General features: G+C 49.1%; 20 protein-coding genes. 13 read left to right on the top strand and 7 right to left on the bottom strand.

Annotation, left to right across the window (positions count from 1 at the left end):
* Positions 1-152: 152 nt before the first annotated feature.
* The 4 genes from ACJJIR_RS07140 to ahpC (ACJJIR_RS07155) form a co-directional block, all read right to left on the bottom strand.
* Positions 153-1,130: a right-handed parallel beta-helix repeat-containing protein gene (locus ACJJIR_RS07140; RefSeq protein ID WP_444897831.1), complete on the bottom strand. Its 978-nt coding sequence runs from the start codon at positions 1,128-1,130 to the stop codon at positions 153-155.
* A gap of 301 nt (positions 1,131-1,431) precedes the next feature.
* The gene (gene ahpF, locus ACJJIR_RS07145; protein ID WP_444907806.1) at positions 1,432-2,982 is read right to left on the bottom strand and encodes an alkyl hydroperoxide reductase subunit F; all 1,551 of its coding nucleotides are present in this window, start codon (positions 2,980-2,982) and stop codon (positions 1,432-1,434) included.
* 76 nt (positions 2,983-3,058) lie between these two features.
* Positions 3,059-3,625: an alkyl hydroperoxide reductase subunit C gene (gene ahpC / locus ACJJIR_RS07150; RefSeq protein ID WP_444884410.1), complete on the bottom strand. Its 567-nt coding sequence runs from the start codon at positions 3,623-3,625 to the stop codon at positions 3,059-3,061.
* Positions 3,626-3,958: 333 nt separating this feature from the next.
* Positions 3,959-4,525 (bottom strand): alkyl hydroperoxide reductase subunit C, encoded by a 567-nt coding sequence (gene ahpC / locus ACJJIR_RS07155; protein ID WP_413662577.1) that lies wholly within the window; start codon positions 4,523-4,525, stop codon positions 3,959-3,961.
* A 243-nt stretch (positions 4,526-4,768) separates the two neighbouring features.
* Here ahpC (ACJJIR_RS07155) and ACJJIR_RS07160 point away from each other — a divergent pair, with 243 nt between their 5' ends.
* The 3 genes from ACJJIR_RS07160 to ACJJIR_RS07170 are packed head-to-tail and all read left to right on the top strand — an operon-like array spanning position 4,769 to position 7,240.
* Positions 4,769-6,085: a DUF2157 domain-containing protein gene (locus ACJJIR_RS07160; protein ID WP_444907807.1), complete on the top strand. Its 1,317-nt coding sequence runs from the start codon at positions 4,769-4,771 to the stop codon at positions 6,083-6,085.
* Positions 6,082-6,609, top strand: coding sequence for a GDYXXLXY domain-containing protein (locus tag ACJJIR_RS07165; RefSeq protein ID WP_444907808.1), 528 nt, complete (start codon positions 6,082-6,084; stop codon positions 6,607-6,609). The genes ACJJIR_RS07160 and ACJJIR_RS07165 overlap by 4 nt, the downstream gene beginning before the upstream one ends.
* A gap of 19 nt (positions 6,610-6,628) precedes the next feature.
* Positions 6,629-7,240: a CPBP family intramembrane glutamic endopeptidase gene (locus tag ACJJIR_RS07170; protein ID WP_444897824.1), complete on the top strand. Its 612-nt coding sequence runs from the start codon at positions 6,629-6,631 to the stop codon at positions 7,238-7,240.
* 322 nt (positions 7,241-7,562) lie between these two features.
* On the opposite strand, the gene ACJJIR_RS07175 is transcribed toward ACJJIR_RS07170, so the two are convergent.
* On the bottom strand, positions 7,563-8,147 hold the full coding sequence (locus ACJJIR_RS07175) for an exopolysaccharide biosynthesis protein (protein ID WP_282932146.1): 585 nt from the start codon (positions 8,145-8,147) through the stop codon (positions 7,563-7,565).
* Positions 8,148-8,529: 382 nt separating this feature from the next.
* Here ACJJIR_RS07175 and ACJJIR_RS07180 point away from each other — a divergent pair, with 382 nt between their 5' ends.
* Positions 8,530-9,129 (top strand): CPBP family intramembrane glutamic endopeptidase, encoded by a 600-nt coding sequence (locus ACJJIR_RS07180; protein WP_444907809.1) that lies wholly within the window; start codon positions 8,530-8,532, stop codon positions 9,127-9,129.
* A 109-nt stretch (positions 9,130-9,238) separates the two neighbouring features.
* Here ACJJIR_RS07180 and ACJJIR_RS07185 read toward each other — a convergent pair whose 3' ends face one another.
* Together ACJJIR_RS07185 and ACJJIR_RS07190 are read right to left on the bottom strand one after the other, a co-directional pair.
* Positions 9,239-9,886, bottom strand: a complete 648-nt coding sequence (locus ACJJIR_RS07185; RefSeq protein ID WP_444907810.1) for an oxidoreductase — start codon at positions 9,884-9,886, stop codon at positions 9,239-9,241.
* A 217-nt stretch (positions 9,887-10,103) separates the two neighbouring features.
* On the bottom strand, positions 10,104-10,532 hold the full coding sequence (locus tag ACJJIR_RS07190) for a DUF4174 domain-containing protein (protein ID WP_444907811.1): 429 nt from the start codon (positions 10,530-10,532) through the stop codon (positions 10,104-10,106).
* Positions 10,533-10,811: 279 nt separating this feature from the next.
* On the opposite strand from ACJJIR_RS07190, the gene ACJJIR_RS07195 reads away from it, so the two are divergent.
* The 9 genes from ACJJIR_RS07195 (at position 10,812) to ACJJIR_RS07235 (ending at position 20,970) form a co-directional block, all read left to right on the top strand.
* Entirely contained in the window at positions 10,812-12,206 is a 1,395-nt protein-coding gene (locus ACJJIR_RS07195) for an MFS transporter (protein WP_444907812.1), read from the top strand.
* A 244-nt stretch (positions 12,207-12,450) separates the two neighbouring features.
* Positions 12,451-12,960 (top strand): hypothetical protein, encoded by a 510-nt coding sequence (locus ACJJIR_RS07200; protein ID WP_444907813.1) that lies wholly within the window; start codon positions 12,451-12,453, stop codon positions 12,958-12,960.
* 2 nt (positions 12,961-12,962) lie between these two features.
* Positions 12,963-14,993: a tetratricopeptide repeat protein gene (locus ACJJIR_RS07205; RefSeq protein ID WP_444907814.1), complete on the top strand. Its 2,031-nt coding sequence runs from the start codon at positions 12,963-12,965 to the stop codon at positions 14,991-14,993.
* Positions 14,990-18,109: a tetratricopeptide repeat protein gene (locus ACJJIR_RS07210; protein ID WP_444907815.1), complete on the top strand. Its 3,120-nt coding sequence runs from the start codon at positions 14,990-14,992 to the stop codon at positions 18,107-18,109. The genes ACJJIR_RS07205 and ACJJIR_RS07210 overlap by 4 nt, the downstream gene beginning before the upstream one ends.
* Positions 18,110-18,141: 32 nt before the next feature.
* On the top strand, positions 18,142-18,726 hold the full coding sequence (locus ACJJIR_RS07215; protein ID WP_413662567.1) for a tetratricopeptide repeat protein: 585 nt from the start codon (positions 18,142-18,144) through the stop codon (positions 18,724-18,726).
* A complete protein-coding gene (locus tag ACJJIR_RS07220; protein ID WP_444907816.1) occupies positions 18,723-19,043 on the top strand; it encodes a hypothetical protein in 321 nt (106 codons plus the stop codon). Before ACJJIR_RS07215 ends, ACJJIR_RS07220 begins: the two co-directional genes overlap by 4 nt.
* A 69-nt stretch (positions 19,044-19,112) precedes the next feature.
* Positions 19,113-19,844 (top strand): MotA/TolQ/ExbB proton channel family protein, encoded by a 732-nt coding sequence (locus tag ACJJIR_RS07225; protein WP_444907817.1) that lies wholly within the window; start codon positions 19,113-19,115, stop codon positions 19,842-19,844.
* A complete protein-coding gene (locus tag ACJJIR_RS07230) occupies positions 19,844-20,434 on the top strand; it encodes an ExbD/TolR family protein (RefSeq protein ID WP_444907818.1) in 591 nt (196 codons plus the stop codon). The genes ACJJIR_RS07225 and ACJJIR_RS07230 overlap by 1 nt, the downstream gene beginning before the upstream one ends.
* Positions 20,431-20,970, top strand: coding sequence for an ExbD/TolR family protein (locus tag ACJJIR_RS07235; RefSeq protein WP_444907819.1), 540 nt, complete (start codon positions 20,431-20,433; stop codon positions 20,968-20,970). The genes ACJJIR_RS07230 and ACJJIR_RS07235 overlap by 4 nt, the downstream gene beginning before the upstream one ends.
* The last annotated feature ends 7 nt before the right edge of the window (positions 20,971-20,977 follow it).

Here is a 20,977-nt window from a genome sequence, read left to right on the forward strand (position 1 = left end):
AGTATTGATTTCACTCTCAATCCGTTATCGGGGAGTATTGGCTACGAATGATTGCTAAGAGATTCTTTACTTTTTTATACTTTATAAGTAAGCAATATACCGCTCGGCTATTGCTTAACTAGATAATTTTATGGATTTAGTTTGGCAAAGCCTCAATCCAAGCAGTTAGGGTCATTAATGGTAGAACTATTGCCAATCCAGTTGTTCGAAGATGTGCAGTTCGGATCATCAGGGGAGTAAAGGTCGAATATACCATTGTCATTGGCTGTATTAGATAAAATGTTATTGAATTCTGCGCTAGTTCCCTCGATCACTATGCCATAGTCAGTGTTATTGTCAGCTTCATTGCTGCTTACTGTATTGCTGTCACTGTTATTGATTCTGATTCCAGTGGTGCTGTTCGATATACTATTTTGAGAAATGAGATTTGAATCTGAACTTACAGATATTCCCACATCTCCATCGCCATTGAGAGTGTTGAATATTCTCGCTTTACTGTCACTGATTATAGTGTTAAGTAGGATTAAGTTGCTCCCTCCATCGGAATCAAGAGCTATGCCAAAATCACCAGGGTTAAGAATTTCATTTCCGGTGACTGTATTGCTTCGCCCCTCGATATATATTCCTGAAAATCCCGGGAACTCTAGAAAATTTCCAGTGATCTGATTGAGGCTTGCGGGATTAGCTGTTTCTATGCCTATTGCATATTGCGTACCATTAAAAGGTATCACGATGCCGGTAACAAAATTACTGTTACTTTCAATACGTACGCCCACACCTACAAGATTGTTAATCTCAATATCACTGACAAAATGAACACCATCTTCCGTAAGTGCTATTGAGTCATTGCAATTGTCTATTACGCCGTTAAACAGGCTTGCAGCTAGCCCTGTTAGATAGATGCCCTCATGTAATGGTTCTATACAGGTAACAGTAAACCCATTTAAGTTCAGCCCGCCACCGGGGCCGTCAATTGTGAGGGCTGGATTGGTTTCGCAGGAGAGGTCTTCTGTGAGGGATTCCTGGGTAGTAATCGTGTCACCACAGCTCACAGCAAAACTGTTTGAGGCTAAAGGTAATCCAAAGGTTGGTAGCAGGGTTAAAAATAGCGTTAGGCTTGGCTTCTTCATGGGGGGCTCCCAAGATAATGAGTCTATTATTTACTCTAAAGTTTTCTTTCGATTAGTAATTGATAGGTGATGCCAAGTGGTATTTTATAGGGTTTAATCAGTTTGTTTTTGGTTTGTTAATAATATATATAAATTAAAGGTGCGGATTTAGTGTCCATTATAAATATAGGTTTATAAATGGCGCATGATATTTTATGTGGGCTCAGGTCTTAGCTTGAAATCTGTTCTCCTATATTGTCCATGCTTAAAGTGAATATAAAAAAGGGCCAGTCAATGACTGGCCCTTTTTAACGCTTTGGTGTTATTCAACCGAAGACCTAATCAAGTAGTCAAATGCGCCCAGCGAAGCAGTTGCACCTGCACCCATAGAGATCACTATCTGTTTGTAGGGGACAGTGGTCGCATCGCCGGCGGCGTAGACGCCGGGGACTGAAGTTGCGCCGCGCTCGTCGATCACGATTTCGCCCATGCGATTCATCTCTATATCGGTTTCGTTAAGGAACTCCGTATTGGGTACCAGGCCAATCTGTACGAAGACGCCTGCCAGGTCGAGTTGCTTGTTTTCACCACTCTCTCGATCGGTATAGGCCAGGCCGTTAACTTTGTTGCCGTCGCCGAGTACTTCGGTGGTTTGCGCATTGACGATAATATCAATGTTATCCATTAACTGAGCCTTGCGTACCAGCACCTCGTCTGCACGCAGTTTATCGGCGAACTCCAGTACGGTGACGTGCTCGACGATTCCGGCGAGGTCGATAGCTGCTTCGATGCCCGAGTTGCCGCCACCGATAACGGCTACACGCTTACCTTTAAAGAAGGGGCCGTCGCAATGGGGGCAGTAGGCTACGCCCTTGGTGCGGTACTCCGCTTCGCCAGGTACCCCCAGTTCTCTCCAGCGGGCACCGGTAGCCAATACTACAGAGCGGCTGGATAGGGTAGCACCGCTTTGTAGTTTGATATCTACCATTTCGTTGCGTCGCAAGTTGGCTGCGCGTTGATCGGTAATGATATCAACACCATACTCTTTTACGTGTTGCTCAAGGCTGGCTGCGAGCTTGGGGCCCTCGGTATAAGGTACAGAGATAAAGTTCTCGATGCCTACGGTATCCATTACCTGGCCGCCGAAGCGTTCTGCCACTATGCCAGTGCGAATGCCTTTGCGAGCGGCATAAATAGCAGCCGCTGCGCCCGCTGGGCCACCCCCTACCACTAAAAGATCGTAGGGTGCTTTTTCATTCAGTTCTTCAGCTTTACGCTCGGCTGCGCCAGTATCCAGTTTTCCAACAATCTCTTCGAGGGACATCCTGCCTTGGCCGAAGTGTTCACCATTGAGGTAAACCGCAGGTACAGCCATAACATTGCGCTTTTCAACTTCCTCCTGGAACAGGCCACCGTCGATCATTTCGTGGGTGATGTTTGGGTTGAGGATTGCCATCAGGTTCAGCGCTTGGACAACATCCGGGCAGTTTTGGCAAGAGAGGGAGATATAGGTTTCAAAGTGGAATTCACCCTTCAGGTTTCGTACCTGCTCCAGTAGCTCCGGGTCTGCTTTTGAGGGATGGCCCCCCGCTTGCAATAGTGCCAGTACGAGTGAGGTAAATTCATGTCCCAGGGGAATACCGGCAAAGCTAACCCGGGGTTCCTCTCCGGCAGGGGCGATGGCCATACTCGGCGTGCGCTTGGCTTGACTCTGCTGTGCAGTAATTTTGTTGGAGAGTCCGGAGATTTCATCTACCAGCGCCTCCAGCTCTTTGGATTTTTCACTGTTATCTGTGGACACACGAATCTCGATCGGTTTGACGATATTCTGCAGGTAAGTGTCCAGTTGTTTTTTCAGGTTTGCGTCCAACATCGGTGTGTCCTTTCTCTAACAATTTAAGGCTTGGTTGTGGCCCACCTTTTGATGGGCCGGGTCAGAGGTATTTGGGTTAAATCTTTCCTACCAGATCTAGGGAGGGGGCTAAGGTCTCTTCGCCTTCTTTCCACTTGGCCGGGCAGACTTCACCGGGGTGAGCGGCGATGTACTGGGCCGCTTTGATCTTGCGCAACAGCTCGCTGGCATCGCGGCCGATTCCGCCGGCAGTGATCTCGACAATTTGGATACGGCCTTCCGGGTCGATTACAAAGGTGCCGCGATCGGCTATGCCTTCTTCCTCGATCATCACACCGAAGTTGCGGGTGATGGTGCCGGTGGGGTCGCCGATCATCGGGTATTGGATTTTGCCGATGGTGTCGGAAGAGTCGTGCCAGGCTTTGTGAGTGAAGTGGGTATCGGTAGATACGGAGTAGATCTCAACGCCCAATTTCTTGAACTCTTCATAGTTGTCGGCAAGATCGCCCAGCTCAGTGGGGCAGACGAAGGTAAAGTCCGCGGGGTAGAAGAAGAATACGGCCCACTTGCCTTTAACGTCGGCGTCGCTGATATCGAAGAAGTCGCCGTTTTGATAAGCCTTGGCGTTAAAGGGTTTCAGCTGGGATTCGATGTAACGTGACATGGATAGCTCCTTATTTATCACTGTCTTGTCGGTCGTTGTTTGGGAACGGGATTTATACTATCGACTAATGTTTTTTAATAGAAATTACCAATAGCTATACATTTGATAGTATTTGGCAATTAAAGCTTATACTTAGATAGCTTTTTATTTGTGAGTGAGTTGAGAGGCGTGGGTGGTAGATACACTGAGCTGTGACGCCGTAAGCCTCCCTCAACGGATTATTTTGCTGATAGCTGTTGGGAATTAAGGGGGGGGGGCCAGGTAGTAAAAACGACAATGCCCGCCAAAAGGGCGGGCAAGGCCAGTTCCAATCCTGTGAGGGCTTGGGAAGACTTAAATTTTGCCTACCAGATCGAGAGAGGGGGCCAGGGTTTCCTCACCTTCCTTCCATTTCGCTGGGCAAACTTCACCCGGGTGAGCAGCGATGTACTGAGCAGCTTTGATCTTGCGCAGCAGCTCACTGGCATCGCGGCCGATACCGCCAGCAGTAATTTCCACAATTTGAACACGGCCTTCCGGGTCGATTACGAAAGTACCACGGTCGGCAATGCCTTCTTCCTCAATCATTACACCGAAGTTGCGGGTAATGGTACCGGTAGGATCACCGATCATCGGGTACTGGATCTTACCGATGGTGTCAGAGGAATCGTGCCAGGCCTTGTGGGTGAAGTGAGTGTCTGTGGAGACTGAGTAGATCTCTACACCCAGCTTCTTAAACTCCTCATAGTTGTCTGCCAGATCGCCTAATTCAGTGGGGCATACGAAGGTGAAGTCGGCGGGGTAAAAGAAGAATACGGCCCATTTACCTTTGACGTCAGAGTCACTTACATCGTGAAATTCGCCATTTTGGTAGGCTTTGGCGTTAAACGGCTTGAGTTCGGATTCGATATAGCGGGACATGGTTAGCTCCTTATTGGGTGCCTGGCTCTTAACTTTGATGCTGTTTATGCTATTGAATGGCAATCAATAATAGAAATTAACAATTTAAATATCTGAGATAGTTTTCTGCTATCTAGGCAGCCTGGCGATAATTTAGTCTTCAATCCGTACCAATTTGAGGTCGCTGGTTACATCGGGGATACTCGGGACCAAAGTATTAATACCCATCCATCGGGTATGGGTAATTTTTCACAAGGCGCATCTATGCGATTGATTCGGTTGCTTAAGCATGACCTGGCCCGCGAAGCCGGAGATTGGGTTGAAGACGGTGTGATCAGTGAAGCTCAGGCTGAGCAGATCTGTGCCCGCTATGAAGTGGATTACCACCGGGCGCAAGAAAGAACACTTGGATATCGTATTTTGATTGGGTTGGCCTATCTCTTTATCGGGCTGGCGGTGATTACACTGATTGGAGCCAATTGGGAGGAAATCCCCAGAGCGTTGCGAATGGGGGGACTGATCGCTTTGACCTTGGTGACCCAGGGAGTGGCGTTTAAGGTTTACCTGTCTGGAGACCGGAAGGCCGGAGAGGGCTTGTTCTTGTTAGGTAACCTGTTTTTTGGTGCGGCGATTATTTTGATCGCACAGGTATACCACTTGGGCGAGCATATGCCAGATGGTATTTTCTGGTGGGCACTGGGTAGTTTGCCATTTGCTTTAATTACCCGCAGCCCGTGGATTGCAGAGCAGTCCTTGCTCTTGGCTTTACTTTGGTTCTTCCTGGAGTCGAGTTTAGGCTTTTACCCCGCCCTGTTCCCAATTTTCCTGCTGGGGGCCCTCTATATTCTGTTAAGTGGTCGTGCGAGCGTGATTCTCTTGCTGACGTTTATCTTTGGCTTAGGTTTTTGGCTGGAATTTTCCCTGTCAGAATTTTGGCGTTTGCAGGATGGGAAATTTAGTGCGGATATTTATCCGGAGAACTTTGCTGTTGCAGTCTCGCTCTTTATCCTGATGTATTGCTTTGCCCATTGGTTGGCAACTCGCCCGTCGGCGGTAGCCAAGGACTACGCAGCAGTAATCTCTATTTGGTGCCTTCGGTTTACTTTAATTGGCTTGCTGATTTTTAGCTTTGAATATCCCTGGGAGGAGATGATAGAAGCCCCCTGGAGTCACCTACCTTCTATGTGGGCGGTAGTGGGGACTATGTCTGCTGTGTCGATAGTGTTGGCGCTGCTGTCTCAGAGGTTACTATTCGGACTGGGGTTGTGCGGTGTTTTTGCGGCAGTACTTGCGCTCGTAACGAATGCCAGCTCCAGTGACTACGCAGTTTGGTTACAAATTTTTACAAACTTCGCCCTGATTGCCTGTGGAATCTGGTTGATCTTCAGGGGTATTCACGATGGTATCTCACACTACTTCTTCCTAGGAGTTATGGCGGTCCTGTTGACGGCTCTGCTGCGCTATATTGACTTGATTGGCGACTATATAGGAGCTGCTCTCCTGTTCATTCTCTTCGCAGTTTTATTGCTGGCAGCAGCCAAGTATTGGAAATATCACCAGGCGGGGGGAAGTTTGCGATGAAACGTAGAGTTGTGATTGGCCTGGTTGCCGCCATTGGCGTGCAGTTTTTTATACTGTTAGGAATGTATATTAAGGCTCAAATGCCGCTGTGGACGGGCCAGCCTGTCTCAGTGAAAACTGTTCCTGTAGACCCGCGCTCATTGTTTCGGGGTAACTATGCCCAATTAAATTACGCCTTTTCCACCTTAGATAAAGCCTTGTTTAAAGGGCAGGGACGACTGCGTCAGGGAGAGGTGGTTTATGTGGGCTTAGAGAAAGGGGCATCCGGATTGTATGAACGCGCCTCTGTCAGCCTTGAACAACCACAGGGCGGAGTCTTTATTCGAGGGCGGGTAGCAGGCCAGAATTTTTGGAATTCATCAGATAGCTACCGGATTCGCTACGGTATTGAAGCCTACTTTGCTCCGAAGGAAAAAGCCCTGGATCTGGAAAAACAACTGCGGGACGGTGGCGTGGCCGAATTGATGATTTCTGCGGATGGGCGAGCGAGCTTGAAGGTTGTCAGAGGCTCAGGAAATCAATAGGCAAAGGGAAAAATCAGGAATGGAAGCGATTGGTCCGGCACGGCGAAGCCTGCCGGTTTTCTTTTTTTTAATGGATATTCAACTGGGCTGTCTATTGCTTGCGGCTCTGGGTCTCTACCTCGTGCCAATGGAAGTTTCATTTGTTGGTGATACGGTATGGCTGCAACTGCTATTGGGATTGTTAGGCGCTATTGTCACATTTGCGGTAGTACTTACATTAGCTCGTTCTGAGACGCTATTTGGGAAAATGCTGCGGCTCCACTGTACTCAATTGACCCCGCTATTTTCCAAGTTGTCCCCATCACAAATGGTATGGGTTGCTTTAGCTGCGGGTGTTTGTGAGGAGCTGTTGTTTCGTGGTTTTCTACAGTCTTGGCTTTCCCAGCTCAGTACGCCATTCCTCGGTTTATTGGGTGCATCACTGATATTCGCATTACTGCACTGTGTTTCCTGGGTGTACTTCTTCCTTACCTTTATGATTGGGCTTATTTTAGGCATTTTCTACCAAATGTCCGGGGGCTTGGTGGGAGCGATTGTTTGGCATGCGGTATACGACCTTTTGGCAATTTTCGCCATAGTGCACTTTCCCCATTTGCTCGGATTGAAAAATCAAGTCTTAAAGCGAGGGTAAGTAGCCAGCTTTGGTCTGGAGACCTACAGAGATATTACGGAGTTACTCGCGGGCTCCTAGGGAGTCTCTGAATAACTCCATAATGCCTCTGCGGGCCTTGAAGGCTACAGATGTTAGGCGCAGCTCGCCGCGAATGGCTCGGTCCTTTGCAAGAGCTGCAACGCAGCAGCTGTGGCCTTCAAGGCCCGCCCTTCGGGGCTTGCAGAGCGATTCACACTCCGCGTTGCGACTTCTTGAAAGGTCTAGACATTCCTGCGAAGCCGCGCCTTGATTGTGAACCGCTCTGCAAGCCAGAGGTATCACGGAGTTATTCAGAGGCTCCCTAGATCACGGCAACGATCACCACTAGTACCAGGGAGGCCGTTAGGATAAAAGCAATAAGCGCTAAGAGTCCGTCTCGAGCTGCCAGCGATAGCCCAAAAATGGTGAGAGCGAGACCAGCAGTTGAGGCAGAGAAGGGGATTACTTCCATTATTGGCAGGGTCAATGCAATAAAAATGCAGGTTCCAGCAATAGCGTAGGTGCCATATCGGCGCACGATAAAATCCATCCGTGGCTGAATCCAGCGGTCGGCAAACCGGGCGGGCTTTTCCATCCAGTGCAGGGCATCCATCAGCTTCTCGCTGGATATGGAGCGGTTGATTAACCACTGTGGAAGCCAGATATAGTTGCGCTTCATCAGCAGTTGTAGGGCAAACAGTAGTAGCAATACGCCCATCGCGGTAGACATTCCGGGAATACCGCTCAGAGGGGAAAACAGGATCAACCCGATAAGGATAAGGAATGGGGCAAAGGATCGAAGCCCCACAGCCTCAATAACATGCTGGATGGAGATTTTCTCCTGCCCCTGACTTTTCTCCTCAATATCCTTCAGCAGCTGGCCCAGTCCTATGATTTCTTGTGTCATGGTTGGAATTAGTTGCTGTGTAGTTTCTTTGCAAGACAATCTACTGATAAGAGGGCTGGAAACCGGGTAGTCTCTACGAGCTATCCGGTTCCAGAGATATTGTCGAGCATAGCACTGTGACTGGCTTTTCGGCTAAAGTCAGGCAGTTTTTCAAAGGGGATAAGCTGTCTGACGTCAAACTAAACGGATAGAGATAGGCTGTTGGCGGAGGATTATGCCTGTCATCATTTTCTGTTAGATTATTGCTGATGGCGGGTGTGCTTATTTCGGCTGATTTAATTTCGATGTGGTTTCTAGTTGGTACGGAATCCTAAGGCAGTCTATTTAGGTACTGAGCCACTCGACTACCTCGATAAACTACTAATAAAAAGGACGGTCACAAATGGATGCTGTTGACCAAACAAAAGGGAATCCACCAGTTTTTCTTTTATTAATTGGCACTCAGGTTGTTTGCTTGTTGCTGGCCCTTCTGGGCTTTTATCTGGCTTCACTCAAGGTAGTGATCATTGGTGATAGTGCAGGGTTGCAAGTAACAATTGGCATCATTGGTGCAATGGCTACCTACGGTGTGATGTTGTCGTTAACTCGCTCAGAAACGACCCTTGGCAAGTCAATGCGGCGTCAATCGATCGCCCTGATTCCGCTATTTTCACGATTGTCTTTCTTTCAGCTGCTGTTGATTTCTGTTGTAGTCGGAATTTGCGAAGAGCTTTTGTTTCGGGGGTTTTTGCAGTCCTGGTTGTCAGAACTTAGCTCGCCATTGTTGGGGTTATTAATTTCCGCAATTGCATTTGCGCTACTTCATTTCTCATCGTGGACCAATTTCTTTCTGACTTTGGGAATTGGTGTGGTTTTAGGAGTGGTTTACCAAGTGTCCGGAAGCTTATTGGGAGTGATAATCTGGCACGCAGTCTACGATGCAATTGTCCTTATTGTTTTGACTCAATATCCGCATTGGCTAGGGATTAAAGTAAAAGAATAACCGCAATATTCGGGAGCGATTTACTTGTTTTAAGCTCCCGAATTTAACCTTTGGGGTTTAAGGAGCCTCCCAGATTCGCCGAGACATTACGGAATTATTCAGAGGCTCCTTAAGTATTGAATAACTCATCCAAACGCAGGGTCTCAACCCCTGTTCGTTCTTGTCGACTTAAATAAACCATTTTTTTGGCTACTTCACGCCCCTCAATGGGCCTATAACGTCTCAGCCCCGGCAGCATACAAATTACTGGTAGGAGGATGCCTCCGATTTTCTCACCGGGTCGGGCATTTGCACGATCTCCGAGGAGTAGGGAGGGTTGCAGTATACTGATACGCTTAAATGGAAGTTTCTTGATTTTCTCCTCCAGCTCACCCTTCATACGTAAGTAAGCGCTGGTGCTATTGGCATTGGCCCCGCTGGATGAAACCAGTAAGTAATGGCTGACCCCTGCCTCCGCTGCCAATTGGGCCGCTTTGTATTGATATTCAACGTCAACCTTGTGCTGGGCGGCCAGGCTGCCGGCTTGCTTGCGAGTGGTTCCCAGGCAGGAAAATAGAGTATTTCCCTGAAAAATAGGGGCAGCCTCCTCCAATCGATCAAAATCGACAATATGATTGTGTATTTTTTGATTTGCAGTGGCTTTGGGGCGTCGAGTGAGGGTAAGTACTTCATCAAAGACTTCTTCACCAGCCAGTTGCTCTGTGAGATGGCCACCGATAAGGCCCGTAGCTCCGAGGATAATGGCTCTTTTGGTCATTGGAGGTCGATTTCCATTGATTATAAGTTCGCAAGGCTAATAGCGTACTTTAGCGCAAAGATGTCTATGTTTGTTAAAAGTTGCCAGCTGGAAAGGGTGTCTGGTGAGCAAAGAAGGCCGAAGCGTAATTAACTGAGGGAAATCTAACCCTGGGATTCCTCAGTAATTCTGGAAGATACAAAAATTCTCTATCAGATTGTGGGTGTTCAATAATTGTTCACTGTGCAGATCCTTGCTGCATTTCATTGCGTCGCATGGGCATACTGTCGATACGTTGGAAAATTTCGACAGCTGAGAATTTATTGGCTTTATACTTTACTTCCCCATCCTTTCCTATAAGAAGTACTTGCATTGCTGGTCCTTGCAGATATTTTTCCCGTATATTTTTAGCAAAACTGTCTGTGACTTTTCCGGGGAAGTTAGTCTCAAGGGTGCCGTTAGAGAATAGGAACCATATTAAGTTTCTCTCTGCAAACTGCGGCGCTAACTTGAGTAATTCATTGATTGTGCTATTGGGATCTTCCGGGATATTCAGTAATAGAATGCGGTTTTTCCACTGGAAATCTTTTAGGTCGTTCACCGTAGATCCCTGGGCGAATGTAGAAGAAGTCAACAGAACCAAGACAAGCACAATGAACTTATGCATTTACTAATCTCATCTATTAGCGTGATCTTAGGGGGCTCAGTAGGCTATCCAATCACTAATTCAATTTTCCGGCGCTTGGATGCCCTTTAAGCATAAGATATGAGCTGCCAGTTACAAGGCAGATGATGATCGGTATCGACAGTGAAAACTGACTAGTCAAAAGGCGTGTAAATTAGCGAGTGGTCTAGGCTCTAGGCGGGAGTAACAAAAATATATCGCAAGCTAATTAGGTTCTGAAGGATTACCTGAGCGGCTCGGGTGTCGAGTGAATTACGCAGTATGGCTAAACAGAGCGGCAAAATTACACGAGATCAGTACTTGGGGTTGGCTGCATTAGTTCTCGCGGCCTTCCTTATTAGTAATGACTATACCGCTTTTGCCCCCGCACTACCTGCCATCGAAAGAGAATTCAATGCAGACATAACTAGCTCCCAGTGGATCATTAACGGCTACGCCTTGGTTTTTGGTGTTTTCATCATAACCGGTGGCCGCTTGGCGGATATCTATGGCCGCCGCAGAGTATTTATGATTGGAGCGGGAATATTCGTTTTCTTTGCCGTGCTGGGTGGCCTGGCAATGGATATGTGGATGTTATTGATATCCCGCGCATTGATGGGAGTGGGTGCGGCATTGATGTGGCCGTCCACTTTGGCAATGACTTTTAACTTGTTGACCTATGAAAGGTCAGGGTTGGCGGGTGGTATCCTGATGGCCACCTGTGGGTTAGCGAATGCAGCTGGACCAGTTTTGGGTGGGGTGCTCGCAGATTTTTTCAGTTGGCGATGGATTTTCTTCGTTAATATTCTCCTCACTCTGGCAACAATGCTGGCTTGCTGGTGGGCAGTACCCCCCGATAAACCGCGTGACACCGAGGAAAAAATAGACTTCTTCGGTGTGCTACTACTGTGCACCTCGCTATTTTGTTTGCTTTTTGCACTGGATGTCTCCGCGGAAATTGGTTTCAAGCATCCTGTGGTTATCAGCCTGATCGTTGTGTTCCTGGTGTTGCTCTGCCTGTTTACCATCGTGGAGTATCGAGTTGGTAAAGATGCCCTGATTCCCCCTGATATTGCAAAGAACCGGAAGTTCCTAGCGGTAGGTGTTACAACACTTCTAATCTCCGTAGTATTCCTATCGGCAATTCTCTATGTCCCCCAATTTTTGGCGAATTTTCGTGGTTACTCAGCATTTCAGGCTGGTTTATCTTTGGTCCCTTTAATGGTTGTATCGGGGCTGGTTGCTATTATCTCCGGCCGCCTCTATGAGCTAGCTGGACCAAAATTACTCGTCTCATTAGGTATTTTGGGGATGAGTGTTGGAATGTTCATGCTTTCGAACCTGACTTCGGACACGGGTTTTCTGGATATGTGTCCGGGCTTGGTTGTGTTGGGAGTGGGTATTGGGCTGTTCAATCCATCCAGTACGACTGCGGGTATTACGGTGGTGGAACCTCACCGTGCCAGCTTGGCAGGCGCAATCCTCTATATGTTTAAAATTGGTGGGGGTGCGGTTGGTTTGGGTATGAATGCTACAATCATTGCCTTCGCTCCAGATATACCTACGGGAATAGATAGAGCTTTTACAGTAAATGCTTACCTAGCCTTGGTTGGTTTGATTGTTTGCATGTTCTTTGTGATCGGTAGGCCAGAGAGCCAAAGCGGAGAGCTTTCTTAATCGAAAGTGAATTGTGTCTCACTTCTTTTGTGTTGTAGATCTCTTTTATTTGCTGGAAGTGCTTTTTTCAAAATTTATCCATTCTTTGAGTTTTTGTGAGATTTGAATTTCCTCACATCTGATTAGCCCTCTATTCAATACAATGCCGCAGCTCAAGGCCCTGTTGTGCCTGGGTTTATTGTGGTCCTGTTCCAGGTTCTCTGGCAGGAATTGATAGTTTAGGGTTGGGTCGGAGGTAGGCCACATGTTCAGAATTCTTCAGATTGTACTTTTCTTTCTGTTGGCCAGTACTGGGCATGCTCAGACTATTGATAGAGATGATATCCGTGGCCTGGATGAGCAGATCCAGGATGTTAAGAAAGATGTAATTGATCTCACTGCTGAATTGTCACAGCTGGAGGAAAAGCTCTTATTCCCCTCTAATACGCAGGTAGCTCTTTTTGTCTCGGTGGCTGATGAAAAGCCCTTCGAGCTGGAGTCGGTTGAGGTCACACTGAATGGCAAATTAGTTGCCCATCATCTCTATACCTACCGGGAAATTGAGTCCCTGCAAAAAGGTGGGGTACAAAAAATATACACTGGCAATGTGCAAGTGGGTGGGCATCCATTAGAGGTTAGTTTTCTCGGTAAAGCCCCATCAGGAAAAGAGTATCGGGCTACAGCTTCCTACACCGTGAAGAAAGCAGTGGGTCCTAAATTTGTCGAGATTAAGGTTCTGGGAACCGAGTCCACGATAAACTTCAAGGACTGGTAATCATGCTCAGGTCCCTGGTAAATGTGTTGTCCTGTCAAACCAGGATGATGCTTGGTGCTCTATCCCTTTGTTCTTCGGCTGCTCTCCCCGCTGTAGCGGCGACTGAATCGCAGGAAGAACTTAAAGACCTGTTTTTCGGTGCGGCAATGTTTCATGCCCATCAGGAAAGTTATTTTGATGCGATTGTGGCACTGGACACAGAACTTGCTCAGTATCACCGCTTAGATCAGCCCGAACTCGATCCTTTCAGTGCGCACTTGGGGCAAGCTGAGTTTTCGGTGGGTGACTTGGAATTGTCCTATCGAATGCACAGGGAGGCCGGGCGGGCTATTGAGGCTGTACTGCAGGGAAATGTTTCCCAGCCGGTGCGTAATGAAGCCGCGTATCGACTGGCAAAAATTCACTATCACAAACAACAACCGCGCAACGCCTTACACGCCCTGGAAATGATTGATGGGCGGGTTCCCGAGAGGGTCCGTGCAGATGAGCAGTTTTTGCGTGCTCGAGTCTATATGCAGCTCGGTCGATTCGAGGAGGCCGTAGAACTGCTGCAAGACCTGAAGGGTGAGGAGTCGCTAGAGGGCTTTGTTTCCTTCAATTTGGGTATTGCCCAACTGAAGGCGGGAGAAGAGGAGCGCGGTGTTCTGGAGTTGACTGCGCTTGGAAGAAAGCGCAGTTCAGAGGCGGCCCTGCAAGCTCTTTACGATAAGACCAACCTCTTATTGGGCTCCCATTTAATGGAGCTGGGCAAGCTGGATATGGCGCGCCCCTATTTTGATCGTGTAAACCTCGATGGCCCTTTTTCAAATAGGGCGCTGCTGGGCGCTGGCTGGGTAGAGGCCCGCGCGGGTCGCTATGACCGGGCACTGGTGCCCTGGAAACTGTTGCAAGACCGCAAAGGCACCAGTGAGCCAGTGCAAGAGGTCATGTTGGCGGTGCCCTATGCCTATGGCAAATTGGATGTCCACAGTACCGCTGCAATTAACTACGGCCGCGCATTAGACGCGTTCGGGCGCGAGATTGATACCCTCACTCAGTCTATTCATAGTATTCGCAAAGGTAAGTTCCTTGAGGCGTTGCGTCGTAAAGAGGCTACCCAGGTACAGAACTGGGTAGTGGCCTTGCGCAATTTACCGGAAGCCCCCGAAACCCATTACTTACTCGACCTGATGGCGTCCAATGACTATCAGGAATTTCTACGCAACTATCGCGACCTCAACGGTTTATATGAGCGCAATGAAGAGTGGCTAAAAAGCCTGACAGCCTACGAAGATATTATTCGTATTCGCCGCAACTATTACGAGCCCCTATTGCCGGAACTGGACAGACAATTCCGGGAGCTCGATGCCCGTATCAAGCTGCGGATGGAGCAGCGCGATCAGTTTGCCAGTCGTATAGAGCAGATGCTGATCTCCCGCCGCCCAGAATACCTGGCAACGGCCGAAGAGCAGGAAGCGCGATTGAAGCTCCTGGAACTTAGCGGAAAAATTGCTGAGCATCCCCAGGGCTTTACTGAAACTACTTTGGAGCGGGTACAGCGGCTCAAAGGTGTTTTGGACCTGCGTCTTTCCTTTGAGTACGACCAGCGTTTGACCGAGGCCTACAAACACCTGGCGGAATTAAACCAGGAGATCGAAAGTCTCCAGTCTGTTTACGATTCCTTTGTGCGCAGTCGCCAGGCGGCAACTCACAGCTATACCGGTTACGACCGCGATATTACTCGTTTGCGCGCGCGTATCCAGCAAACCCAGCGGCGACTGAAAATCCTGATGGCGCGCCAGGGCACCATGCTTGAAGCATTGGCAATTGCTGAGTTGGAACGCCGTCGCGCACAGTTGGAAAGTTATCAAATTAAAGCCCGCTTCGCCCTGGCAGACAGCTATGACCGCGCTAATGAGCTGCAGGAGCAGCGTGAAGATGAATTCAAGGTAGAGCAGCACAAAGCGCTGTTGGAAGAGCAAATCCCTGAGGACAATCCAGCGGAGATGGAGCCGGTGGAGGAAGAAGAATCAGCAGAGGGAGGTGGTTCGTGAGTAAGTTGCTCAAATCTAAATCTCTCAATCGCGCCGCCGGTCTTCTCTCTGCACTTATAGTGCTAGGGGGTTGTGCGGGAAACAGCGGCAAGACCATCGGCAGTCTTCAAAATGTCGAAGTAGAAATCAAGGAAGAGCATATTGATGGGAGCCTGGAGAAGGCTCTGGCCAGCTACCAGAAGTACTTGCAGGAAACCCCTGAATCCAAGCTGACCCCCGAGGCGATGCGCAGGATTGCCGACCTGAAAATCAAGCAGGCACACCGCGCTGAAGATGCAGAATTCGATAACCTTGCTGGAGTAGCTGCTGGAAGCGGGGCGGTGATCTCTGTCGATGCGTCAGAAGCTATGGCTGAAAATACCCTGGATGCTCCAGAGACGTCAGCGCCGGTGGCGAAGGTAGAGCCGGTAGTGACTGAGGCGCAGGCCCCTGGGGTTGTCGAGTCTGATGAGAAGTTTGAAACCCGCGCTAGTGGCAGTATAGAAATAGCTGCAGATGAAACCCCGCTTGAAGCGCCGGGCGTTGATTCTGAAGAGATGATGTCAGCCAATGCCCGCGAAGCTATCGATCTCTATATTAAATTGCTGCAAAAGTACCCCCTGTATCACCGCAACGACCAGGTGATGTATCAGTTATCCCGGGCTTATGAAGAGGCGGGAGAGATTGATGCAGCGGTGGATGTGCTGCGTCAGCTGGTGGCCAACTATCCGGACTCGCGACATATCGATGAATCTTGGTTCCGGTTGGGCGAATACTATTTTACCCGCAAGAAGTTTCTCGATGCGGAAGAGTCCTACGGAAAAGTTATCGATATTGGTGTGATATCCAGTTTCTACGAGCTTGCCCTGTATAAACGCGGTTGGGCGCTGTTTAAGCAAGATATGTATGAAATGGCTCTGGATGACTATATCGCCATGCTGGATTACAAAGTCTCCCAGGGATATGACTTCGACCAGCAAAACAATAAGGGCGAGCGCAAGCATATTGACGATACTTTCCGTGTGGTCAGCTTGAGCTTTTCTTACCTGGAAGGCCCTGATTCGGTTGTCGATTACTTCACCCGCAAGGGCAATAGAGATTACGAGTTCAGGGTATACAGCCAGCTGGGTGAATATTATTTGGAGAAGCGTCGCTACCAGGATGCGGCAAAATCCTATATTGCGTTTGTTGATCGAAACCAGTTACACAGAGTATCTGCGGATTTCTCAATTCGTGTAATTGAAATCTACAGTAAAGGCGGCTTCCCCAAGCTGGTGCTGGAAGCGAAGAAGGATTTCGCCACTACTTATGCACTTAATGCCGATTACTGGACTGTCTTCGATATTAATGAATACGGAGAGGTGGTTGCCTTCCTGCAGACCAACCTGATCGACCTCGCCGGGCACTACCATGCGGCTTACCAGAATAAGAAGTTAAAAGATAAGAAGGCCGAGAATTATCGCGAGGCGATTCACTGGTATCGAAGCTATCTCGATTCCTTTCGGGAAACTGAGCGCGCACCGGAAATCAATTATCAGCTTGCCGGATTGATGTTGGAAAACCGGGATTTCCATGGTGCAGCTCTGGAGTATGAGCGCACGGCCTATGAATATCCTGCGCATAAGGATTCCAGCGAAGCAGGCTACGCAGCGGTTTACGCTTATCGCGAACATCTGGCCAATAACTTAAAAGATGCAACGGATGAGCAGCGTGCACCACTATTGCGGGAAATTATCCGTTCATCGCTGACATTTGCAGCCACATTCCCTGAGCATGCCAAAGCCCCTCAGATCATGCTCGGAGCGGTGGAGGATCTCTACGGGTTAAAAGACTATGCCCCGACGATCGCCAATGGCCGTTCACTGTTGGAGCAGTTCCCCACTGCGGAGCAGGAGATTAGACGTTCTGCCTGGCTGCTGGTGGCTCACGCTTCTTTCGATACTGCGGCCTTTGCTGATGCAGAAACCGCTTACGGTGAAACTTTGACACTGACTGCCCAGGATGCAAAGGATAGGGCAGGTCTGGTAGATAACCTGGCGGCTTCTATCTACCAGCAGGGTGATATGGCCCGTAAGCAGGAGGATCATGCAACCGCAGCGAATCATTTCCTGCGTATTCGAGGTGCTGCACCCGGTGCGACCATTCTGGCTACGGCGGAGTACGATGCTGCCGCATCATTGATCGTGCTTAAGGATTGGGTACAAGCGGCAACGGTATTGAATAACTTCCGCAGTCACTTCCCGGAGCATGAGCTGGCGAAAGATGTCACCAAGAAGTTGGCAGTGGTTTACCAGGAGAGCGGTGAGCTGTTGCTGGCAGCTGCGGAATTTGAGCGTATTGAGCGGGAATCCGAGGACGATGAAATACGCCGTGAGGCCTTAACCCAGGCGGCAGATCTTTATGCAGCGGCAGAAGATAGCGCTAAAGCGCTGTCTGTTTTGCGTCGCTACGTCGATTATTTCCCCGAACCCATGGAGCCGGCGCTGGAGACCCGCCAGAAAATTGCCGATATCTACAAAGTGTCCGGGAATCAAAAGCTTTATATGGCAGAGCTTCGTGAACTGGTGAAAGTTGAGTCCCGCGGTGGTTCCCAGCGCAGCGACCGCACCCGTTATCTCGCAGGTAATGCGGCCCTGCTATTGGCTGAACCCAGCTTTGAGGCTTTCACCCAGGTGGATTTGGTTGCGCCTATCGAGAAAAGCCTCAACCTCAAGCGCAAGCGTATGAAAGCAGCCACCCGTGCATTTACTGACCTGATTGATTATCAGGTGGCCGATGTGACCGCTGCGGCAACCTTTTACCTGGCTGAAATTTATCTCCACTTTAGCGTGGCCCTGAAGGACTCTGAACGTCCAACCAACCTGAATGCCCTGGAGCTGGAAGAGTATGAGTTGGCATTGGAGGAGCAGATTTATCCCTTCGAGGAAAAAGCCATTTCTGTTCACCAGAAGAATGTCGAGTTGCTGGGCGTCGGTATTTATAACCCCTGGATTGATAAAAGTATTGGCAAGCTTGCCAATTTAATGCCCGCTCGCTATGCACGGGCGGAAGAGGCTGGTGAGTATCTCCAGACTATTGTACCCCTGCCGCCAGAACCGGAATTGCCTTCAGCGGGATCAGCAGTTTCGGGTCAGTAATAACAGGCATTTGCCTTTTGGAGTGGAAAGTTATGCAAAAACAAATGCGTTTGTTTTTTCTGGTGGGCTTAGCCTTGTTGTTGGCAGCTTGCGCCAGCACCCAAACCAAGTCTGGAAAAATCTCTGATTATTCTTCGGTGCGGGTATCGGGCAGTGTGAGTCGGGACTTTGAGCGATCCCTGGAATATCTTGCCGAGCAGGATTATGCGAGTGCTATTGAACTTCTGCAGTCAGTGGTGGAGCGCGAGCAGCGCCTTCCGGCACCCTATATCAATCTGGGTATTGCCCACTACAAAAGTGGCAATGAGGCAAAAGCGGAAGAGGCTTTTTTAAAGGCATTGGCGCTGGACGAAAAGCATCCGGTGGCAACTAATGAACTGGCCGTTCTCTACCGAAAGCAAGGGCGCTTTGCCGAGGCGCGAAAAATATATGTGAATGCTTTGGCAGAAAATCCAGAATATCTACCTTTGATAAAAAATCTGGGCATATTGTGTGATCTGTATCTGCAAGATCTCCAGTGTGCTCTGGCACAATTCGAACAATATGTTCAATTGGAACCAGAGGACCGGGATGTCACTATCTGGTTAGCTGATATTCAACGGAGGGCTGGTAAATGATTAAACTTCGTTGGGCTTTGCCATTCTTGGCCAGCTTTATGGTTTTCCCTTATGCCTTGGCTCAGTCTGAGGGAGAGGAGAAAAAAGAATCTACCGATAAAAAGGTGGATTCAAAAATTAAGGAGTTGTCGGGTATTTCTATTATCGGTAACAAGGAAGCCCCTAAGTCTCTCTATATTGTCCCCTGGAAAAGTTCCGAAGTGGGTGTCGAAAGCGACCTTGTCTCCAGCTTGATGGATGACAAACTCAAACCGCTCGACAAGGAAGTTTTCATGCGTGAGTTGGAGTTCTACCAACTCAGCCTGTCCGGCGATTAACGCCATATAGACTCCGGCTATCGCCGGAGTAGCACCAAGTTTTAGCTGTATTTCTCAAGAGGGTTTGTAATGGGCTTTTTCAATAACGTCATCGAGTTTTTCCAGACGGGCGGTACTTTTATGTACCCGATTCTCGTGGTTGCCGCACTGGGTGGTGCTGTGGCTATCGAGCGCTTTATCCGCCTGCATTTGGAGCGCCGCAGCAACCGCAATATGTGGGATAAGCTGCAGCCGGTATTAGCTTCAGGAGACTTCGATCGCGCTCGCAACCTGGTAAAACAGGACGAGTCCAGTGTGAGTAAATTACTGTCTATGGGGCTGGCCCGGCAGGGGGCCGTTCGCCGTCGTGAAGATATCGAAATCGCGATGGAAGAGAGCATGATGGAGATCACTCCACAGCTGGAAAAGCGCACCCCTTACGTAGCTTTGTTTTCAAATATCGCAACTTTGCTCGGGCTTCTGGGAACCATTATGGGTCTGATCGAAGCCTTTACGGCGGTAGCCAATGCCAACCCGGCAGAAAAAGCGGACCTGCTCTCCGCCAGTATTTCCGTGGCGATGAACACCACCGCCTTCGGTCTGATGACTGGTATTCCACTGTTGATCGTTCACGCACTGCTGAACTCACTTACCGGTGAAATTATCGACAGCCTGGAAATGGTTTCTGTAAAAGCATCCAACCTGATTGATGGTGCAACTCGTCGCCGCTTTGAAGTGGAGCCCGCAAAATCCAAGCCGTCTAGTGAAAAAACTACACCAGCTAAAACCAATCCAGTAGCACAGCAAGCGGAAACTGCGTAATGAGAAGGCGGCGCCACGGGCGGGATAAAGAAGCTCCTGAGCTGGATATCACTGCTTTCTTGAATTTGATGGTGGTATTGGTGCCTTTTCTATTGGTATCGGCGGTATTTTCGCGGGTGACAATTCTCGAACTGAATATGCCGAGTGGTGCCGGTGGTGGAGCACCGGATGATCCCACGGTTACGGTGGAGGTGGTTGTGCGAGAGCAAGCCCTGGAAATCAGTGATGGTGAAAAGGTTATCGCACGTTTCCCCAACCTGAATATCGATGGCGAGGGTGAAAATGCTCCTATTGAGGCTCCCGTTGGAGCAGATGCTGAACAGACTGAGATTCTTGCTGTGCTCCCCACAGCAGAGGTGTATGACCTAAAGAAGCTCACGCAGTTTTTGTTGGAAGTTAAGGCCAGTTATCCGGAAAAAACTGATTCCATCATCCTGATGGAGCCCACAATCGCCTATGAGCATTTGGTGGGCATTATGGATACTGTGCGCGGAGCTGAAGTACGGATTGAGGGGAGTGATCCCAGTGATCTGGATGCGGTGGAAAAGGTGGTTTTATTTCCTGATATTTCCATAGGAGATGCGCCATGAGAAATGAAAGCCGACGCATGAAGCGTATGGCGCGAAGCCATAAGCGCAAGAAAACCTCGGGCATGAACCTGACTTCCCTGATGGATGTTTTTACGATCCTGGTGTTTTTCCTGCTGACTAATACCTCCAGCAATGAAGCGCTGGAGCCTCCCAAGGTGATTACCTTGCCGGACTCAGTGGTGGAGACCAAGCCCCGGGAAACGGTGACCTTGATGGTGACCAATGATGAAATCCTGGTGGAGTCCAACTCGATAATTGCCACCTCCGAAGTGTTGGAAAGCGAGGAAACCACTATTGTGGCCATTAAGGAAGCGATGGTTGCAGAGCTGGCCAAGGCAATTGGAGTTGCACAGGCCTCGGCAGATTCAGGTGAGGGTGATGTCGAGGGGGGGCAGGATCCAGAACCACCGGAGGTCAATATTCTCGCGGACAGAGGCATTCCGTTCAGTTTGCTGAAAAAGGTGATGTCCAGCTGTACAGACGCTGGCTATACCAAAGTTTCACTGGCGGTTATTCAGAAAGCATCTCAGGGTTAATGGAAGT

The organism is Microbulbifer maximicatervae (SeqCode), from assembly GCF_052467385.1.

Bases quoted from the DNA above. Each gene is read 5' to 3' on its own strand.
- ACJJIR_RS07140 (WP_444897831.1), bottom strand. From the start codon at position 1,130: ATGAAGAAGCCAAGCCTAACGCTATTTTTAACCCTGCTACCAACCTTT.
- ahpF (WP_444907806.1), bottom strand. From the start codon at position 2,982: ATGTTGGACGCAAACCTGAAAAAACAACTGGACACTTACCTGCAGAAT.
- ahpC (WP_444884410.1), bottom strand. From the start codon at position 3,625: ATGTCACGTTACATCGAATCCCAGCTGAAACCCTTTAACGCCAAGGCT.
- ahpC (WP_413662577.1), bottom strand. From the start codon at position 4,525: ATGTCCCGCTATATCGAATCCGAACTCAAGCCGTTTAACGCCAAAGCC.
- ACJJIR_RS07160 (WP_444907807.1), top strand. From the start codon at position 4,769: ATGCGATTGATTCGGTTGCTTAAGCATGACCTGGCCCGCGAAGCCGGA.
- ACJJIR_RS07165 (WP_444907808.1), top strand. From the start codon at position 6,082: ATGAAACGTAGAGTTGTGATTGGCCTGGTTGCCGCCATTGGCGTGCAG.
- ACJJIR_RS07170 (WP_444897824.1), top strand. From the start codon at position 6,629: ATGGAAGCGATTGGTCCGGCACGGCGAAGCCTGCCGGTTTTCTTTTTT.
- ACJJIR_RS07175 (WP_282932146.1), bottom strand. From the start codon at position 8,147: ATGACACAAGAAATCATAGGACTGGGCCAGCTGCTGAAGGATATTGAG.
- ACJJIR_RS07180 (WP_444907809.1), top strand. From the start codon at position 8,530: ATGGATGCTGTTGACCAAACAAAAGGGAATCCACCAGTTTTTCTTTTA.
- ACJJIR_RS07185 (WP_444907810.1), bottom strand. From the start codon at position 9,886: ATGACCAAAAGAGCCATTATCCTCGGAGCTACGGGCCTTATCGGTGGC.
- ACJJIR_RS07190 (WP_444907811.1), bottom strand. From the start codon at position 10,532: ATGCATAAGTTCATTGTGCTTGTCTTGGTTCTGTTGACTTCTTCTACA.
- ACJJIR_RS07195 (WP_444907812.1), top strand. From the start codon at position 10,812: ATGGCTAAACAGAGCGGCAAAATTACACGAGATCAGTACTTGGGGTTG.
- ACJJIR_RS07200 (WP_444907813.1), top strand. From the start codon at position 12,451: ATGTTCAGAATTCTTCAGATTGTACTTTTCTTTCTGTTGGCCAGTACT.
- ACJJIR_RS07205 (WP_444907814.1), top strand. From the start codon at position 12,963: ATGCTCAGGTCCCTGGTAAATGTGTTGTCCTGTCAAACCAGGATGATG.
- ACJJIR_RS07215 (WP_413662567.1), top strand. From the start codon at position 18,142: ATGCAAAAACAAATGCGTTTGTTTTTTCTGGTGGGCTTAGCCTTGTTG.
- ACJJIR_RS07220 (WP_444907816.1), top strand. From the start codon at position 18,723: ATGATTAAACTTCGTTGGGCTTTGCCATTCTTGGCCAGCTTTATGGTT.
- ACJJIR_RS07225 (WP_444907817.1), top strand. From the start codon at position 19,113: ATGGGCTTTTTCAATAACGTCATCGAGTTTTTCCAGACGGGCGGTACT.
- ACJJIR_RS07230 (WP_444907818.1), top strand. From the start codon at position 19,844: ATGAGAAGGCGGCGCCACGGGCGGGATAAAGAAGCTCCTGAGCTGGAT.
- ACJJIR_RS07235 (WP_444907819.1), top strand. From the start codon at position 20,431: ATGAGAAATGAAAGCCGACGCATGAAGCGTATGGCGCGAAGCCATAAG.